The organism is Pseudoalteromonas sp. SA25, assembly GCF_011378705.1.
Lineage (GTDB): Bacteria > Pseudomonadota > Gammaproteobacteria > Enterobacterales > Alteromonadaceae > Pseudoalteromonas > Pseudoalteromonas arctica.
Genome location: NZ_WTKV01000009.1, coordinates 1 through 16,676, shown reverse-complemented (window position 1 = coordinate 16,676; position 16,676 = coordinate 1). Strand labels below are relative to the sequence as shown.

Below are 16,676 nucleotides of genomic sequence, written 5' to 3'. Positions count from 1 at the left end.
GTAGCGCTATGTTTACTGGGATAATAGAAGCCACAGGCAAAATTGCTTTATTACAAAAAAAACAAGGCGACTTAGCCATTCGTATCCAAAGTGCTGACCTTGATATGGAAGACGTAAAGCTAGGCGACAGCATTGCAACCAATGGCGTTTGCTTAACCGTAGTTGATAAACATATTGACGGTTTTAGTGCTGATTTATCTAACGAGACGATTGGTTTAACCGGTTTTGCTCACTATGCTTTAGGGCAAACGGTGAATCTTGAAAAAGCCATGCAACCTGTTTCGCGTTTAGGCGGTCATTTAGTATCTGGCCATGTTGATGGCATAGCAACTATAACAAGCATTACAGCAAACGCTCGAGCAACAGAATATTGGCTTACAACTGACGAAAATTTAATGAAATACATCCCGTACAAAGGTTCGGTATGTATTGATGGTATAAGCCTGACAGTGAACGCTGTAGAAGGTAATAAATTCAAATTAACAATTGTCCCACATACGAGTGAGCAAACCACAATTGCTCACTTTAAAGTAGGCACTCAAGTTAATTTAGAAGTCGATCAAATTGCACGTTATTTAGAGCGCCTTATAAAAGGTGCAGAGCAACCAACAGGCTCTGATATTTCGATGAGCTTACTCGCTAAAGCGGGTTTTATTAAATAACGAAACTGATAACTTATACGAGCAAATTTATGAATTTACACAGCGCACAAGAAATCATCGACGATATTAAAGCCGGTAAAATGGTTATTTTAATGGATGATGAAGATAGAGAGAATGAAGGCGATTTAATTATTGCCGCAGAGCATATTAGTGCACAAGCGATTAATTTTATGGCGACTCATGGCCGTGGTTTAATTTGTTTAACTATGACGCAAGAGCGTTGTGAGCAACTTGATTTACCTTTAATGGTTAAAAATAATGGTGCTGCATTTTCGACTAACTTTACAATGTCGATAGAAGCATCAAAGGGTGTTACTACAGGTATTTCAGCAGCAGATAGAGCGCGTACAGTGCAAGCGGCTATAGCTAAAGGCGCAGTACCAAGTGATATCGTGCAGCCTGGTCATATTTTTCCAATTATGGCACAACCTGGCGGCGTATTAACTCGCGCAGGACATACTGAAGCTGGCTGTGATTTAGCGCGTTTAGCTGGGCTTGAAGCATCATCTGTTATTGTTGAAATACTTAATGCCGATGGCACCATGGCGCGTCGCCCTGATTTAGAAGTTTTTGCGAAAGAGCATGATATTAAAATTGGTACTATTGCTGATTTAATCGAATACCGTAACTTAAATGAAACAACAATTGAGCAAGTTGCAAAATGTAAGTTACCAACTATTCACGGTGAATTTGATTTAGTTACTTATAAAGACACAATTGACGGCCAATTACATTACGTATTGCTTAAAGGCGATATAAAAGAGCAAGAACCGACAAATGTACGTGTACATTTGCAAAGTACCTTTAACGATATCCTACTTTCAGATAGAAGTGCTGACCGTAGTTGGGGCCTTTCAGAAGCAATGGCTTATATCGCTAAAAATGAAGGTGCTTTAGTTATTTTAGGTAAGCAAGAAAGCACTGAAGAGTTAGAGGCAACTGTGAAAGCATTTGCAGCAGCTGATGCTGGCGAAAGCGTTACGCCACGTAAATTCAAAGGTACCTCTCGTACTGTTGGCGTAGGTTCGCAAATACTTGCAGATCTTGGAATTAAACAAATGCGATTAATGAGTCGCCCTAAAAAGTACCATGCACTTTCGGGCTTTCATTTAGAAGTTGTTGATTATGTTGAGCCACAATAAGCATCACGCTTAAACTAGGCTATTATTTTATTTTTATGGTATGATGCGCAGCAATTTTTGCGCAATCGCAACCGCTTGAACTTATTTTTAGGGTTATCAAATGAAAATTATTGAAGGTAGTAAGTACGCTCCTGGCAAAAAGTTTGCCATTGTCATTTCTCGTTTTAATGACTTTATCGGTAGCAGCCTCCTTGCAGGTGCTGTTGATGAGCTAAAACGCACTGGTGGCGTATCTGATGACGACATTACCGTTATTTATGTACCAGGCGCGGTGGAATTACCTTTAGCGGCTAAACGCGTTGCGGCAAAAAAAGAGTATGATGCAATCATCGCATTAGGCGTAGTGATCAGAGGTGGTACACCACACTTTGACCTAGTTGCTGGCGAATCAAACAAAGGTCTTGCGCAAGTATCACTTGAGTATGATATCCCGGTTGCATTTGGCGTATTAACCACAGAAAGCATTGAACAAGCAATTGAGCGTGCTGGCACCAAAATGGGCAATAAAGGCGGCGAAGCTGCTTTAGGCGCGCTTGAAATGGTTAATGTGTTAGATAAAATTTAAGTTTAAGGAATTTTTGTGAAACCAGCAGCAAGACGTAAAGCACGTATCTTAGCACTCCAAGCCGTTTATTCTTGGCAAATAAGTGGCAATTTAATTGCCGATATCGAACAACAAATGTTGATCGAAACAGACGTTACTAAAATTGATGTTGAATACTTTAAAGATTTAGCGACGGGTGTTGCTGTAAATTATAAGCAACTAGACGAAGCTGTATCACCACATTTAACACGTCCGTTTAATGACTTAGATATGGTTGAGCGCGCAATTTTACGTTTAAGCAGCTATGAGCTTAAGTTCCGTGAAGATGTACCTTATAAAGTTGCTATCAACGAAGGTATTGAGCTGGCCAAAATATTTGGCGCTGAAGACAGCCATAAATTTGTAAACGGTGTACTTGATAAAGCTGTTAAGCATTTACGCAAGTAAGTAAACCGTTAAAGAGGGGAGCCGGCATAGGCCGGCTTTTTTGTGTATGAAGGAATTTGAATTAATTAACCGCTACTTTAAAGGTCGCGGGATCACCCGTCGTGATGTAAACCTAGGTATAGGGGATGATTGCGCTTTAGTAACCGTTCCACAAAACTGCCAACTTGCCGTTACAACAGATACTCTTGTTGCTGGCGTACACTTTTTTGATGATATTTCCCCTCGTGCATTAGGTCACAGAGCGCTTGCTGTTAATTTAAGTGACTTAGCGGCAATGGGCGCTGAGCCAACATGGGTTTCAGTTGCGTTAACCTTGCCAAGTATTGACCCACAGTGGATTGAAGAGTTTACTGAAGGCATGCATGAAATTGCAGAATACTTTAATGTGCAAATTATAGGTGGCGATACCACGCAAGGCCCATTAACTATCACTATTTGTGCAAAAGGGACTGTACCAGAAGGTACTGCACTTCGCCGTAGTGGTGCGAAAGTGGGTGATTGGATTTATGTTACAGGTCCGCTAGGTGACGCTGGACTTGCAATTGAGTCTCGCAAACAAGGTATAAGTATTGAGCCAGAACATTTAAAGTACTTAAATAAGCGCTTTGACTTTCCAACACCGCGTGTTGCTGCAGGACAGGTATTGCGAGGCCTTGCATCATCGGCTATTGATGTATCGGATGGTTTAATTGCTGATTTAAGCCATATACTTGATATGTCGCAAGTAAATGCAGTTGTGAATATTGAAAGTATTCCGACTTCAGATGCAATGCAAGCAAGCCTTGATTTTAATCAGCAGCTGCCATTTATTCTCAGTTACGGTGATGATTACGAATTAATTTTTACTGTACCTGATAGCAATAAAAGTATGCTAGAAATAAAACTACGCCAGTATGGTGTAGATGCAACATGCATAGGCCAAATTAAAAGTGGCGATGGTCAAATTGAACTTTTACACAACGGTGAAAAGTTTGATTTTAAGCAGCAAGGTTTTGAGCATTTTGCAAAGGAGCTGGTTTGAACAAAAACCGAAAGTTTAATTTAAAGCGCCCACATCAGTTTTTTGGTTTGGGTTTTGGTACTGGGTTAGCCCCTAAAGCACCTGGTACATTTGGCACTTTTGCTGCACTGCCATTCATTTTTATGACTATGTATTATCCGCTATGGTTGCAAATTGTATTTGCCGTAGTGATCAGTATATTTGGTATATGGGCCTGCGGTAAAACGGCTGATGATTTAGGCGTGCACGACCATCCTGCTATTGTATGGGATGAAGTGGCAGGCTATTACATTACAATGATTGGTGCAGCACTTAGCTGGCAAACATTACTCGTTGGTTTTTTGTTATTTCGCTTTTTTGATATAGCAAAACCTGGCCCAATCCGTATGCTAGACAAACGAGTACATGGTGGTTTAGGTATTATGGCCGATGATATACTTGCGGGCGTTTTTTCGCTTATATGCTTACAGGCGCTAATAAAAGTGGGTTTACTACCCTTTTAATTTTTTATATTTGATTTGTTTAACTAGGTGGCAGCAATATGATGCGATTTTTACTGGTTTGTGTACTGATGTTGTGCGCGACACCAAGTTGGGCTTCAATTAGTGATTACGTAGTTAAGCAATGGAATATAAAAGATGGTCTACCTTCGCAATCACTTAAAAGCGTAGTACAAGACCAGCAAGGTTATATGTGGCTTGGTACTCAGTTTGGCTTAAGCCGTTTTGATGGCACAACATTTACAAACTACAACACGCAAAATAGCCCGTTCTTGCCTAGTAATGGTATTAATAAACTTTTAGTCGATTCTAGTGGCTTATTATGGGTAGGTACTAAAAGTGGCTTGGTAGTTATTAATCCTGCCACATTTGCAGCACAAGAGTTTAATATTAAAGGTCCAGTAAGAGATATCCTTGAGGACTCTAAAGGCAGCATATGGATTGCGGCTAATGGTTTATACTATGTAGATAGAGGGCAAGTTGATTTACGCACTCAAGTAAATGGCCCCCTACCTATTGTTAACGCTACCGTAATTACCCAAATTGTTGGCTCTGTTAGCCAAATGGCACTCTCTCCTGAAGGTATTTGGCTGGTTAATGATCGTCATTTATTACGCCTTACTAAAAACTCATCAGATTTCTCTAAACTACGTTTAGAGCTTACCGCTAAAATATCGTTACCAGAGCGCTTAGCGCAAACCATAGTGCACGATTTATCATTCTTAAACGGTAATTTGTATATAGCCTCTGAGCTAGGTGCATACTTTTTAGATTTAGATGACGAACTAAGACCTTTTCCTTTACCTAATGCAAATAACTCAGCCGTTTATAAGTTTATGAGTGATACCGATGGTGGCTTATGGGTTTCGACTTATGGACGTTTATTATTTAGAGATAAAACCGGTGAGTGGCAATGGGTAGAGCCAAGCCAACTTGATCAAAGCATATGGTTTGCTGATATTTTTAGAGATGATAAAAATAACGTTTGGTTAGCAAGTTTTAGTGAAGGCTTATGGCTTGCCCATGAAGGGCGGGTAGAAAGGCATTCAGCAGTTTCAGATATGACCGAGTCTGTTATGGCTATTAGCCAAGCTCCAGATGGAAAACTGTGGGTTGCTAACAAAAGCGGCATTGGTTATTTCGATTTAGATAAAAGTTTTATTAATTTAGTTCCAAGTAGTAAATATGGATACGCGTCAGTACACGATCTACAATTTGATGGTGAGCGATTATATATAGCCACAGGGCGCGGCTTATTTGTTTTTGAAAACAAGACACTCTATACCGTCCCAGGTCGAGCGCTTCGCGATAATCCTGTGTTTGCAATAAGTCGCTCTAGTAAAGGCGGTTTTTGGATTGGTACCGGACGCGGTTTATATCGATTAAATTATGCTGGTTTAACGCCTTTTGCATATAACGCTTTTTTAGGTAGTAAGTTTATTACCTACGTATTGGATAAAACAAACTTTGGTGTGATTGGTACTAGTAAAGGCGCATATTACTTTACAGACCGTGGCATTGAAAAAATTGGTGACCAAACAACACTTGAAAGTGCATACGTAACTAGCGTGTTACATATAGATGGCGTGGGTATTTTAATCGGCTCTCTTAACGATGGGCTTTTTTACAGAAGTACGCAAGGGCAGTGGCGTCAACTCGATGCAGCTAATGGTTTACCGTATGGGTCTATATTTAGCCTAGAATATGATGAAAAGTTAAAACATGTTTGGGTAAGCACCATGAAAGGTGTTTACAGAATGCCTGTAGAGCAATTTAAAACAGAGATAAAAAGCTTAAAAGTTGAAGAAGTGATTTCATCTTTTGACCGTCAACTCGATGGTAAAGCGAATCAATGTTGTAGTGGGCTTGGGCATGATGCGGTAGCAGACACCGGCAATTCTATTTGGTACCCAAGCTTACAAGGTGTTGTTGAAATACCTAAAAATGTAGAGCTATTTGGTGTGCTTGCATTAAAGCCAACAATAGAAACAATAACAACACCACTTCGTCATTTAACCACCGCTGCGCTTGGTAAAAAACCATCATTAGAAACAGACGAGCGTGATATAACGCTAACTTACACAGCTATTGATTACTATGCACCAAACAGTATTGAATTTAGATATAAACTAAGTGGCTTAGATAGTGACTGGCGCTATGCTAATACGCGACGTGAGGCTATTTATACTAACTTGCCTCCAGGCTCGTTTTTGTTTCAATTAGAAGCGAAGCGCCAAGGTGAAGATTGGACTAAAGCGCAAGAAGTAGAATACGGCTTTGTAGTGCCTGAGCGCTTTGACGAAACTATTTACTTTAGGCTTTTAATTACCAGTGGTTTTATTTTGCTTTTCTACCTTATTTTTTGGGTGTTTAGAGCGCAAGAGCGTAGAAAACAAGAAGCATTAGAGGGCTTGATCACCGAGCGTACCTTAGAGCTTCGTCAAGCTAATGATAAATTAGGCCAAGTGAATTCACAGCTTAAATTAGTTAGTCACTCAGATGAGTTAACAGGGCTGCGTAGCCGTCGCTTTTTGTTTGATCAACTCCCTAAAGATATTGAACACTTTCAACGTAATTCACAATCGCTGCAGGCACAAGGCAAGTCACTGGTGCTGGTAATTATTAACTTTGATAACTTCAGCCGTATCAATGATGCCTATGGCCCAATTGCAGGTGATAGCTGCTTACAGCAAATGGCTGCATTATTAAATTCGCGTACGCAGGGTTCTGACTATGTGGCACGTTGGAGTGGTGATGAGTTTTTGCTATTATTACGTGATTTTAAATGCAATAAAATAGACAGCTATGCTTCAGATCTTTGTAAAGTAATAGCGGCTAATTCATTCCAATTACCAAATGGAAAAACAACTAATATCACGGCATCAATTGGTTGGTCATTTTATCCATTACCACTTTTGGGTGGGCAGGTAATTAGCTGGGAGACATCTATTAACCTAGCAGATATTTCACTACACCAAGTTAAAAAGCGCGGTGGTGATGGTGTTGCAAATATTACGTTTGATGATCAGCTTGATGCATTTGAGTTTGAACAAAATTCTAACGTTGATCAACAATTAGGTATTTTACAAAGCAATGGCCTAGCTGATATTAAAGTGTGGATGCGCTGATCAGCAATATTTGATATTAAAAAAGGAGCCTAGGCTCCTTTTTTAATATGCTCAACTTTAGATGTATAGGAAGTTAATTAATAAACGCTTTAATAGCGGTTAATATTCCTTGCTCGCCTAACCCCATTTCATCGTGCATTTCATCTTGGGTGCCGTGTTTAATAAACTCATCAGGAATACCTAAGTTAAGGATATTAATATCAGCTTTTTGCGTTGCTAAAAATTCGTTAACTGCAGAGCCGGCACCGCCAGCAATCGCATTATCTTCAAGCGTAACAATTACATCGTGGCTAGTTGCAAGCTCATTTAAAAGTGCGGTATCAAGTGGTTTAATAAAACGCATATTAACAAGCGTTGCATCTAATTCATCTGCAGCAAGCTGTGCATTTTCAAGTAATGTACCGAACGATAAAATGGCAATTTTACTACCTTTCTTAATTGTATCTGCCTTACCTATTTCAAGCAGTTGCATAGTACTTTCAATGTCTGCAGTACCTGCAGTACCTGCACTACCGCGAGGGTAACGAACAGCAACTGGGCAATTTGCTTTATAGCCGGTGTACAGCATTTGACGGCACTCGTTGGTATCGCTTGGTGCCATAATAACCATATTTGGAATGCAGCGCATAAAGCTTAAATCGTACGCACCTTGGTGAGTTTCACCATCGGCTCCCACAATACCAGCGCGGTCAATGGCAAATAATACAGGTAAGTTTTGCAGTGCAACATCATGTATTAATTGGTCATACGCACGTTGTAAAAAGCTTGAGTAAATAGCAACAACAGGTTTTAAACCTTCACAGGCAAAGCCAGCAGCTAAAGTAACCGCATGCTGCTCAGCAATGGCCACATCAAAGTATTGATCTGGAAACTCTTTAGAAAAACGTACCATGCCTGAACCTTCGCGCATTGCAGGCGTGATAGCCATTAACTTGCTGTCTTGTTCGGCCATATCACATAACCAATCGCCGAATACTTTTGAAAAAGTAGCAGCACTAGGTTTAGATTTAGGTAGGCTAGTTGTGCTCGGATCGAATTTTGGTACACCATGATAGCCAATAGGATCGGCTTCAGCCGGTTTATAGCCCTTACCTTTTTGCGTTTTTATATGTAAAAGCTGTGGGCCTTTTAAATTACGCATATTACGTAATGTATCTACAAGCATGTTTACATCGTGACCATCAATGGGACCAATGTAATTTAGGCCTAATTCTTCAAAGAAGGTACCCGGGATCATCATGCCTTTAATGTGCTCTTCCATTTTACTGGCAAGTTGCTTTACCGGAGGCACTCCTGAGAGTAACTTTTTACTACCTTCACGAATGTTAGTATAAAAGCTACCTGATAAAATTCGAGCAAAGTGATTTGTTAATGCGCCAACATTTTCAGAAATCGACATTTCGTTATCATTTAAAATAATAAGCATGTCTGATTTTACATCACCTAAATGATTCATCGCTTCAAATGCCATGCCTGCGGTTATAGCTCCGTCACCAATAATGGCTACAGACTTTCGACCTTTACCTTCTTTTTGTGCGGCAATAGACATACCTAAGGCAGCTGAAATAGAGGTGCTTGAATGGCCTACGCTAAACGTATCGTATTGGCTTTCATCGCGAAAAGGAAAAGGGTGCAAACCGTCTTTTTGGCGAATGGTGTGCATTTGCTCGCGACGACCAGTAAGAATTTTATGCGGATAAGCTTGATGACCCACATCCCAAACTAGGCGATCGTCTGGAGTGTTATAAACATAATGCAGCGCAACGGTTAGTTCAACCGTCCCTAAACCAGACGCTAGATGACCGCTACTTTGCGATACTGAGTTGAGTAAATAATCGCGCAGCTCATTGCTAAATGCAGGGAGTTTGTCTTGCGCTAAGTCACGCAATTGGGCTGGCTCGTCAACCAAATTAAGTAATGGATACTTGCTACTATCAAGTGTCATGGTTTTATATATATCCTTCGCTAACATTAATTAATTCAAAGCTTTTACGAATAATTAATGTTGAGTAATAATGTCAGTGCTAATTGCAATACGTATGAGCAAAAATTAGTGGTCACGCTCAATTAGATAATTTGCTAGCGACGCAAGAAGTGTTGTGTCAGCATCTATATTTGCTAACGCTTCATGGGCTTGTTGTATTAAATTCTGCGCCTTTTCTTTAGCGCCTAGCATACCTAATAACGCCGGATATGTCGCTTTATTCGCGGCAATATCGGAGCCTTGTGGCTTTCCTAAAATAACTGTATCGCCTTCAACATCTAAAATGTCGTCGTGTACTTGAAATGCTAGCCCTATAGCATACCCAAAAACACTTAAATTTTCTAAGGTTTGTTGATCAGCCTTTTCACTGCACAGTGCACCAAGTGTAATTGCGCAATTAATTAGAGCCCCGGTTTTTAGCTTATGTATTCGCTCAAGCTCTTGTACGGTAATTACTTTATCTGTTGCTGCTATATCAAGGCCTTGTCCGCCAACCATACCCTGAAGGCCTGATGCGTGGGCAAGTGTAGCAATCATTTTTACTTGTGTTTGCGATGAGCATTCAAATTTGTGATTCGCAATAAGCTCAAAAGCAAGAGTTTGAAGAGCATCACCGGCTAAAATTGCATTTGCCTCGCCAAACTCTATATGACAAGTAGGGCGTCCGCGGCGTAAGTCGTCATCGTCCATTGCTGGTAAGTCATCATGGACTAACGAATAGCTATGAATACACTCAATTGCAGCAGCAAGTACGTTTAAGTCTTGATGGTTTGCGCCGAGCATTTTACCTGTGGCATAAACTAAAAATGGGCGTAATCTTTTACCGCCATTAAATAATCCATACTGGGTGGCGTTCTTTACCGTTTCTTCTGTATCGAGAGGCTGGTTAAAATGCTGTTGTAAGGTCGCTACTACATCTTTTTGAGCACGTTCAATATGATTTTTTATGCTCACAGCTATTCCATATCATTATCAAAGTTTGTAAGTACTGACTTTTCGCCATTCCCCATCAAAATTGATACTTTTTGTTCTGCTTGCTGTAATTTCCCTGATGAAGCACTTGCTAATGCAATTCCACGCTCAAATTGCTTTAACGATTGCTCAAGCGATAAGTCACCTTGTTCCATGTCACTAACGATTGTAGATAATTCTTCTAGTGCTTGTTCGAAACTTAAGTTTTCAGGTTTTTTAGTCGCCATCTTTATTTCAGCTTACATAATAAATTTAGGGGTCAATTTTAGGGGGAATGCTAAACTAGGTCAAAGGATGATATTGGTTTTTTACCTTTATAACGTTAAATTATATTTCAAGTGCATTAATAAAGCCTTAATAGCGGTCTGTTGGTTTAATAAATCAATTGATAATTAGGTAGCCTTTATAACTTGATCTAAGATAGTGCTAAAGGCTGCTTTTTATGTTTATTTATAAAAATGGCTTAAGCAATTCAATATGTTGCCGATAAGCAGTTAATAATAAAAGTTTATGATAAGGCCATTAAGCATGAAACTTCTGGAGGAAATGTGGATTTAGCAACCATAATCGGGATCCTAGGCGCAATTGGCTTAATTGTCATGTCTATGTTTATGAGTAGTAGCGGTGAAATGGCTATGTTTTACAATACCCCGTCGGTGGTTATTGTATTTGGTGGTTCACTCTTTATTGTTTTATCAAACTTCACTATGTCGCAATTTTTGGGGATAGGTAAAGTTGTTGCCAAAGCGTTTATGTTTAAAATCGAAACGCCAGAAATACTTATCGAAAAAGCAGTAGAACTTGCTGATTCAGCTCGTAAAGGCGGTTTTTTAGCACTCGAAGAAGCTGAAATTCCAAACCCCTTTATGCGCAAAGGCGTCGATATGCTCGTTGATGGCCATGATGCAGATGTAGTTCGCGCTACACTTCAAAAAGATATTTCTCTAACTACGACTCGCCATGAATTGGGCGCGGGTTTATTTAAGTCGTTAGCTGATATAGGGCCTGCAATGGGTATGATTGGTACTCTAATTGGTTTGGTTGCAATGTTGTCTAACATGGATGACCCAAAGGCAATCGGTCCGGCAATGGCAGTAGCACTATTAACAACTTTATATGGCGCGTTTTTAGCCAATGTTGTGGCAATTCCTATTCAGGTAAAACTTGAACTGCGTAAAGACGAGGAAGCGATGAATCAGCGTTTAATTTTGGATGCTATTTTAGGTATACAAGATGGTCAAAATCCAAAAGTAATCGAAGGTATTTTGAAAAATTACTTAGCTGAATCTAAACGCAAAGTAGATACCGAGGAGTAACTATGTCTGATCAAGAGTGCAAATGTCCACCACCAGGTCTACCTGCATGGATGGGAACGTTTGCCGATTTAATGTCACTGTTAATGTGCTTTTTTGTACTCTTGCTCGCGTTTTCAGAAATGGATGTACTTAAGTTTAAACAAATTGCGGGCTCTATGAAGTTTGCTTTTGGTGTGCAGAATAAAATTGAAGTAAAAGACATCCCTAAAGGGACCTCTGTTATTGCCATGGAGTTTACCCCAGGTAAACCAGAGCCAACCCCAATAGAAACCATTCAGCAGCAAACAGTCGAAATGACTCAACAAATGTTAGAGTTTCAGGCTGGCGATGAAAGCTCAGCAGGCGGTAGGCAAGAACAGCGCGGGGATAAACGCGGTGGCGAATCTCGTAGTACCTCACAAGAAGAATCTTCTGAGCAAGCAACTTCAGCAGCCGATCAGGAGCAAACTAACGAGCTTGTTAAAAAGATAGCGCAGCAGCTTGAAAAGCAAATAATCGATGGCGCAATTGAGCTTGAGTCTTTAGGGCAGCAAATAATTATTCGCATTAGAGAGAATGGTTCATTTCCTTCAGGTAGTGCATTTTTACAACCTAAGTTTAAACCTATAATTCAAGATATCGGTGTGCTGTTAAAAGATGTACCCGGTGAAATAACAGTATCTGGCCATACTGATGATTTTCAGGTGTCGAATGAGTTATATATTAATAATTGGGACCTATCATCAAAGCGTGCTGTAGCCGTTGCAAGTGAACTGCAAAAAGTCCAAGGATTTGATAAAACCCGAATGATGGTGGTTGGTCGAGCTGAAACACGACCACTTGTACCGAATGACACCGATGAAGATCGCCGCAGGAATCGCCGAGTAGAAATATCTATATTACAAGGTAAAGCAAAAGAGTCAGCTCCTATAGATGTAAGATAACTTTTATTGGCAAACACACTTATTTATCATAAAGTATGCTTTCTTTAACAAATGTAACGGAATAGTTTATGAAAAAGGTCGATAAGTTTAGTCATATGCCAGGAAATGGCGGTGGTAATGACGATGATGAAAAAAAACTTGATTAACTCTAATGCCTGAATGGTTTTTAAAGACTATATTGATATTAGATACTAGTTGGGTGTTTATTTTAAGCCCTGCTATTTTCATCTTTTATTTTAGAAAAGATTATTTGGCCCTGCGTTTCGCTTTAATTACAGCCGCTTTTTTTTTATATGGAACCATTATTCATCCTTACTTGAAAGAGTTTGATAATGGGATTTATGTTTATCGATACCTTGTTTGGGCCTTTAATGATATTGCTTGGATGGCACTCATCGCATATCTGGGGTTAAAAGATAAGGTTTATTTATGGCAATGCGTATTAGGTCAATTGGTTGTTATTATGGCACCAATTTTACAGCTATTTAGATTAGTCGACCGCCATTTATGGGATCTTTCTTATAGTACATACATTTATAAAACCTTATTGCCATTTATTAATATAGGCACCGTTATTGTTTGTTATCTTCCGCTTATTTATATTTTAACAAAAGACAAAAAAAGCCCAGCTAGCCAATAGTTACAAAAAGTTCCCTCCTTTAAAATAGCTGTGCTAGACTACTGTTTATATAAACAGTGATGAGCAGGCTATGAAACTCTACATTGCAGAAAAACCTTCACTTGGACGCGCTATTGCTGATGCGTTACCAAAACCACATAAAAAATATGATGGTTATATAGAAGTCGCTAATGGCGATTGTGTATCGTGGTGTATTGGACATTTGCTAGAACAAGCAGAACCCGATGATTACGATGAGCGCTTTAAAAAGTGGCAGTTTGAACACTTACCTATAATACCTGAACAGTGGAAGTTAAAAGCCAAAACCAAAACACGTAAACAGCTCACTGTTTTAAAAAAATTAATTAAACAAGCCTCGCAACTTATTCACGCTGGCGATCCAGACCGTGAAGGCCAGCTACTAGTCGATCAAGTAATTGAAGAAGCTAAAATAAGTCAGGCTAAAAAGCAGAGTACGCAACGTTTACTCATTAGTGATTTAAACTTATCGGCGGTAAAAAAATCACTGGGTACTATGCGTTCTAATCGAGATTTTATTCCGTTAAGTGTATCTGCTTTAGCGCGCTCTCGTGCTGATTGGCTATTTGGTATGAATTTAACACGTGCATACACACTAGCTGGGCAAAAAGCAGGGTTTGGTAATGTGCTTTCGGTAGGGCGAGTACAAACCCCTATTTTAGGTCTTGTTGTTAATAGAGATAACGAAATAGCACACTTTGTATCTAAGCCTTTTTACGATGTACTGGCGCATTTACTTACTCCAGATAACCAGCCATTCATAGCTAAGTGGGTTCCTAGTAAAGCATGTGAGCCACATCAAGATGAAGAAGGGCGAATACTTAACAAAGCACTCGCACAAAATGTTGCTTCACGCATTACAAAGCAAAGTGCTGAGCTTACTTCACTTGACCAAAAACAAAAAAAACAAAGTGCTCCATTACCTTATAACTTATCTGCACTACAAATCGATGCGGCTAAAGCATTTTGTATGCCAGCTCAAGAAGTGTTGGATATTTGCCAAATACTTTACGAACGTCATAAATTAATTACTTACCCACGCTCGGATAATCGTTATTTACCTAAAGATCACCATCAAGATGCATCAGCTATTTTTAAAGCTATAAGTGCTAATGGTGGGCAAAGCAGTGGATTAGTAAACGGGGCTGATGTAAAAAAGCGTAGTAAATGTTTTAACGATTCAAAAGTGGCTGCCCATCATGCCATTGTGCCTACGGCTAAGCAGTTAAAGTCAGCGAATTTGAACGGTGACGAAGCGAAGGTATATCAATTAATAAGCCGCCATTACCTAATTCAGTTTTATCCCGACTATATATATAACGAAACTAAAGCAGAGATAACAATCGCTGGCGGATTATTTAAAGCAAATGCAAAACAAGATGTAAGCCTGGGCTTTAAGGTATTAATGGGTAAGTCTGAATTAAAAGATGAAGCTACGTTACCTCCTTTAACTAAAGGTATGCCTCTTTTTTGTGAGCAAGGCGAAGTGGTCGAAAAGCATACATCACCTCCTGCTTATTTTACCGATGCTACATTATTGGCTGCGATGACCGGCATTAGTCGTTATGTTAAAGATCCACAAATTAAAAAAGTATTAAAAGACACTGATGGTTTAGGTACGGAGGCAACACGTGCGGGAATAATCGAGTTGCTATTCAAGCGGCGCTTTTTAAAACGTGAAGGTAAGTCAATTAGAGCGACCGAAACGGGACTTGCCCTTATTAGCGTATTACCACAAGGTTTAGCGAGTCCTGATTTAACCGCAAAGTGGGAATCGAGCTTAGGTGATATCGCGCAGCAAGTAATGAGTTATCAGCAATTTTTACAGCCTTTACTTGCTGACCTAAATGGGTTTGTACAATTAGCAGCAAACTGCGATAGCAATGCATTTGCAAGGTTACCAAAAAGTTCACCTAAAAAACGCTTTGCTAAACGAGGTGGAAAAGCGACCTTTAAAAAGTCGAGTTATAAAAAAGCTCTGTTGCTAGTTAGCTACAGAGCCATTTTATTAAACGATATTACTTAACCTGAACTCTGCTTGAGATATATTTATTATCCAGAATTCATATATGGTCTCCTCCAGTATTGCAAGGTGTCATTCAACGATAGCAGGGACAGGTTTGCTGTCATATATACGGTCTTTTAGTGAAGATTATTACTTCTGACCTTGATGTAATCCGCGCATATTGTCCTGATCAGGTTATCGGTATTTACTACCACTGAACTCTATAGGTTTTCAATATGCAGGTTTGACCTGTTATGTCATCGTTTTAGCCACTTACGCAATTCTTTGAAGAGTATTTATACGGGTGAGTAACTCTCACCTGAAGCGCTAATAGCCCAAGCCATTCTCGCCATCTTGTTGGCATAAGCTACACATGCTCGATTATGCCCTCGAGTTTGAACCAGTCGGTTTATCCATTGACTTAATTTATCATTCTTCGTTTTTGCTCTTGAGACAACAGCTTTTGCTCCTTGGATCAACAGGCACCTTAAGTAGCTATTTCCTCGCTTACTTATCCCAAGTAAAGTATCTTTTCCGCCACTACTGTGTTGACGCGGAACGATACCTAAAGACGCTGAAACATCGCGGCCTCTTTTATAGTTACTGCCATTTCCAACTTCATTGAAATAGGCGCTTGATACCATAGGACCAAATCCAGGTATTGTTTGGATCCGTTGGCAAATATCATTATTTTTTGCTGTTTCAACTATTAATGTACTGTAAGTTTCAATGCAGCTGTCTAAGTTACTCAATTGTGTTTCTAACTGCTTTAGTACCGCTTTAAATGCGCCTGATAATCCGGTATTTTCATCTTCTAAAATTAGGGGGATACTTTTGCGTATTGTGTTTACACCCTGATTTAAAATAATTCCGTATTCAGCAGTTAAGCCTCGGATTTGATTGCATAGTGCCGTTCTTTGTCTGACCGCTAATTCTCTCGCTTTGTGCTGTGCTTGGTTATCTTGTTGCTCAACTGATTTTATACAGACACTCTTAATATGATGTTGTTTTGAAGCAACGCTAATTGCTAAAGCATCGTTATAATCATTTTTATTGCCAACTAAGAAGGCTTTTACATGCTGAGGTGGAATAAGCTTAATCTGATGACCACATTTTCTGATTTCTCGAGCCCAAAAATGAGAAGTTGCACAGGCCTCTAAAGCAACTAAACACGTAGTGTGTTGTTGGAAAAAAGATAACACTTGCGCACGCTTTAACATTTTCTTTTTAACTAAGCGCCCTTGTTCATTGCAGCACACCACATGGAAAAATCTTTTTGCTATGTCTAAACCAATTGTTGTAATCTTCATTTTGGTCTTCTCCCTTTGATTATTGTAACCACTTTAATCATGGCACATAGATGCCGTATAGGGAGGAGACCATTACATCAGGTTA

15 protein-coding genes are annotated in these 16,676 nt (G+C 39.6%); 11 read left to right on the top strand and 4 right to left on the bottom strand.

Going from position 1 to position 16,676, the window contains the following annotated elements; all coding sequences use genetic code 11:
- Positions 1 to 8: 8 nt before the first annotated feature.
- The 7 genes from GQR45_RS09135 (at position 9) to GQR45_RS09105 (ending at position 7,423) form a co-directional block, all read left to right on the top strand.
- Positions 9 to 662: a riboflavin synthase gene (locus GQR45_RS09135; protein WP_024608327.1), complete on the top strand. Its 654-nt coding sequence runs from the start codon at positions 9 to 11 to the stop codon at positions 660 to 662.
- A gap of 29 nt (positions 663 to 691) precedes the next feature.
- Complete coding sequence (gene ribBA, locus GQR45_RS09130; protein WP_010554580.1) at positions 692 to 1,804, top strand: bifunctional 3,4-dihydroxy-2-butanone-4-phosphate synthase/GTP cyclohydrolase II; 1,113 nt, start codon at positions 692 to 694, stop codon at positions 1,802 to 1,804.
- 100 nt (positions 1,805 to 1,904) lie between these two features.
- Positions 1,905 to 2,369, top strand: coding sequence for a 6,7-dimethyl-8-ribityllumazine synthase (ribE, locus tag GQR45_RS09125; RefSeq protein ID WP_007587130.1), 465 nt, complete (start codon positions 1,905 to 1,907; stop codon positions 2,367 to 2,369).
- Positions 2,370 to 2,384: 15 nt separating this feature from the next.
- Positions 2,385 to 2,795: a transcription antitermination factor NusB gene (gene nusB / locus GQR45_RS09120; protein ID WP_007587129.1), complete on the top strand. Its 411-nt coding sequence runs from the start codon at positions 2,385 to 2,387 to the stop codon at positions 2,793 to 2,795.
- Positions 2,796 to 2,841: 46 nt separating this feature from the next.
- Complete coding sequence (thiL, locus tag GQR45_RS09115) at positions 2,842 to 3,816, top strand: thiamine-phosphate kinase (protein WP_101164009.1); 975 nt, start codon at positions 2,842 to 2,844, stop codon at positions 3,814 to 3,816.
- Positions 3,813 to 4,298, top strand: a complete 486-nt coding sequence (locus tag GQR45_RS09110) for a phosphatidylglycerophosphatase A (protein ID WP_007587120.1) — start codon at positions 3,813 to 3,815, stop codon at positions 4,296 to 4,298. The genes thiL and GQR45_RS09110 overlap by 4 nt, the downstream gene beginning before the upstream one ends.
- Positions 4,299 to 4,336: 38 nt before the next feature.
- Entirely contained in the window at positions 4,337 to 7,423 is a 3,087-nt protein-coding gene (locus GQR45_RS09105) for a ligand-binding sensor domain-containing diguanylate cyclase (protein WP_007587118.1), read from the top strand.
- A 73-nt stretch (positions 7,424 to 7,496) separates the two neighbouring features.
- Here the strand turns inward: GQR45_RS09105 and dxs are convergent, their stop codons facing one another.
- The 3 genes from dxs to GQR45_RS09090 form a co-directional block, all read right to left on the bottom strand.
- Positions 7,497 to 9,368 (bottom strand): 1-deoxy-D-xylulose-5-phosphate synthase, encoded by a 1,872-nt coding sequence (dxs, locus tag GQR45_RS09100; RefSeq protein WP_165725713.1) that lies wholly within the window; start codon positions 9,366 to 9,368, stop codon positions 7,497 to 7,499.
- 105 nt (positions 9,369 to 9,473) lie between these two features.
- The gene (gene ispA / locus GQR45_RS09095; protein ID WP_007587115.1) at positions 9,474 to 10,361 is read right to left on the bottom strand and encodes a (2E,6E)-farnesyl diphosphate synthase; all 888 of its coding nucleotides are present in this window, start codon (positions 10,359 to 10,361) and stop codon (positions 9,474 to 9,476) included.
- 2 nt (positions 10,362 to 10,363) lie between these two features.
- Positions 10,364 to 10,606, bottom strand: a complete 243-nt coding sequence (locus GQR45_RS09090; protein WP_002961738.1) for an exodeoxyribonuclease VII small subunit — start codon at positions 10,604 to 10,606, stop codon at positions 10,364 to 10,366.
- A 321-nt stretch (positions 10,607 to 10,927) separates the two neighbouring features.
- Here GQR45_RS09090 and pomA point away from each other — a divergent pair, with 321 nt between their 5' ends.
- From pomA to GQR45_RS09070, 4 genes are all read left to right on the top strand, one after another.
- On the top strand, positions 10,928 to 11,695 hold the full coding sequence (pomA, locus tag GQR45_RS09085; protein WP_007587114.1) for a flagellar motor protein PomA: 768 nt from the start codon (positions 10,928 to 10,930) through the stop codon (positions 11,693 to 11,695).
- Positions 11,696 to 11,697: 2 nt separating this feature from the next.
- Positions 11,698 to 12,618 (top strand): flagellar motor protein MotB, encoded by a 921-nt coding sequence (locus GQR45_RS09080; RefSeq protein WP_007587113.1) that lies wholly within the window; start codon positions 11,698 to 11,700, stop codon positions 12,616 to 12,618.
- Positions 12,619 to 12,769: 151 nt separating this feature from the next.
- Positions 12,770 to 13,258 carry a hypothetical protein gene (locus tag GQR45_RS09075; protein WP_165725712.1) on the top strand — a complete coding sequence of 163 codons (489 nt, stop codon included), beginning with the start codon at positions 12,770 to 12,772 and terminating at the stop codon, positions 13,256 to 13,258.
- A 70-nt stretch (positions 13,259 to 13,328) separates the two neighbouring features.
- Entirely contained in the window at positions 13,329 to 15,302 is a 1,974-nt protein-coding gene (locus tag GQR45_RS09070) for a DNA topoisomerase III (RefSeq protein WP_165725711.1), read from the top strand.
- Between the two features lie 275 nt (positions 15,303 to 15,577).
- On the opposite strand, the gene GQR45_RS09065 is transcribed toward GQR45_RS09070, so the two are convergent.
- Positions 15,578 to 16,591, bottom strand: coding sequence for an IS110 family transposase (locus GQR45_RS09065; protein ID WP_165725710.1), 1,014 nt, complete (start codon positions 16,589 to 16,591; stop codon positions 15,578 to 15,580).
- Positions 16,592 to 16,676 lie beyond the last annotated feature (85 nt).